The organism is Oscillatoria sp. HE19RPO (assembly GCF_024220515.1).
In the GTDB taxonomy this organism is placed as follows: Bacteria; Cyanobacteriota; Cyanobacteriia; order Cyanobacteriales; family Laspinemataceae; genus Laspinema.
In genome coordinates, this window is record NZ_JAMXOT010000368.1 from 1 (window position 1) to 2,019 (window position 2,019).

Annotated in this window: 2 protein-coding genes; one reads left to right on the forward strand and one right to left on the reverse strand. The window is 42.4% G+C overall.

Going from position 1 to position 2,019, the window contains the following annotated elements; genetic code table 11:
* Positions 1-203: transposase family protein (locus NG833_RS26775; protein WP_254568326.1), on the reverse strand; the 203-nt coding region annotated here is incomplete at its 3' end.
* Between the two features lie 18 nt (positions 204-221).
* Here NG833_RS26775 and NG833_RS26780 point away from each other — a divergent pair.
* Positions 222-1,805, forward strand: coding sequence for an ISKra4 family transposase (locus tag NG833_RS26780; RefSeq protein WP_254568327.1), 1,584 nt, complete (start codon positions 222-224; stop codon positions 1,803-1,805).
* Positions 1,806-2,019: the final 214 nt, after the last annotated feature.

Sequence of the window (2,019 nt, forward strand, 5' to 3'; positions counted from 1 at the left end):
TCTTTAAATATTTTGATGTCACTAACTGGTCCTTTTTCCCCAATTTTTATATCCACAATATCTTCACCTTTTGGGAGAACAATTAACTGATTTTTAAGAGTATGAGTTTTCTTCTTCCCTGAAAAGTGTTCTTTTTGCTCGGGCGTAAGCGGTGAAGCGCTGTAGGTTAACAACCTGTAATTAAAGGGGTTGACTCTTGTCAAGAAGGCTCTCCATAGTGTATGAGATATTTTAAATCAAAAAACCAGCTCAACACTAATGGAGAACCAACAATGACGAATGTACAACAATCCGCGACGTTTGTCCAGATGGATGGCTTAAAACAATATCTTGAAGAGCTATACGGATATATTCAAGGAGCCACGACATCAGGGTTAGCCGTTCACGAAGTAGAACAAGGCCTGTGGTCACGGATGTTACAAATAGGACACAGAACCCTTGAGATGTTTTTTGCGATGACCGGAGTAGGAGACTTGGGAGAAACTGTCACCTTACCTAATGGCCGAGTTGTTCGCCGCTTAGAAAAAACACATAAGCGGGAATACGTCTCTATATTTGGAACCTTTCAATTAGAACGTACAGTATATGGAACAAGAGTTGGGCAAAAAATAGAATTTGTCCCCACGGATAATCGTTTACAGTTACCCCGGGGTAAATTTTCCTACCTTTTACAAGACTGGAATCAATCTTTAGCCGTAGAAAATTCTTACGCTCAGGTTAATGAAACCTTGGAAAAAATTTTAGGCTGGGGACTCTCTACAGATAGTTTAGAGCGCACCACTCGGTTTATGGGGGCTGAAGTTTCATCTTTTTGGGAGAGTGAAACAATTGGCCTGTCAGTTGAAGAAGAAAGTATTATTGTGGCCAGTGCTGATGGGAAAGGGGTTCCCATTCGGGTCCAAGCTGATACGGCACCGATTCTTGAGCATAAACCAGCGCGCGGCCCTAAACCCAACCGCAAAAAAATGGCTACAGTTGGTACAGTTTATACCATAGCTCCATTCAAACGTCATCCGGAAGAAGTCGTGGATTCTTTGTTTAAGCAGCCGGAGATTAAGGTGAAGAAAAAACGGGATTCTCAATCTCGCTCTCACCCCAAAAATAAAAAAGTTAGAGCCGCTTTGAATCTTGAAAATGAGGGGGACCCGATTAAAGGAAGTTCGGTAATATTTGAATGGATGGCTACCCAACTTCAAGAGCGCAACTCCCAAAATACCAAAAAAATGGTGACCATCATGGATGGTCAAGAATCTTTATGGAACCAGTCCAAGTTCTATTTGAAATCCCCAGATCAAGTAGAGGTTCTTGATTTATTACACGTTACCCCTAGAATTTGGACGGCTGCTCATCTGTTTTGTGAACCGGATAGTCCTGATGCCATAAGTTTTGTTAAAGATTATGTTTTGATGATTCTGAAAGGTCAGACCCCGTTAGTAATCCAGTCCTGGCAATCTCGGGCCAAATCCCGAGGATTTAAAGGCCAAAAAATGAAGGTTTTGGAGCAGATAATAGGCTACTTCCAGAAAAATCAAGAGAGAATGCGTTATGATATTTATTTAGCTGAGGGTTATCCAATAGCGAGTGGAGTGATTGAAGGGGCTTGTCGCCATTTGGTGAAAGATCGCCTCGAACGAACTGGTATGAGGTGGACTATACCCGGAGCGCAAGCTATGTTAAATCTCCGCAGCACCTATATCAATGGCGACTGGGATAAGTTTAATCAATGGAGAATTCAGAAAGAAGCTGAACGTTTATATCCCCATCAAAATCTGGTTAAAATAGCCGAGTGGCCCTTGCTTGCCTAATGCTCACAGTCTCGGTCACCTATGAGGCCCCTTAATTACAGGTTGTTAACCTACAGCGCTTGACCGATTACGCCCTTTTTGCTCTTCGTTGTCAGTGGGCCGTTCTATGGGCTGTTCAGTGCTATCTACTGTTAACTCATGAACCGTTAGTATTTCTTTGACTACTTCTAGGTCTCCCACTTTTTTTTTGACCTGTTCTAAAATGCTGGGAGGT

Coding starts and splice junctions, on each gene's coding strand:
- NG833_RS26780 (WP_254568327.1), top strand. CDS start 222: ATGAGATATTTTAAATCAAAAAACCAGCTCAACACTAATGGAGAACCA.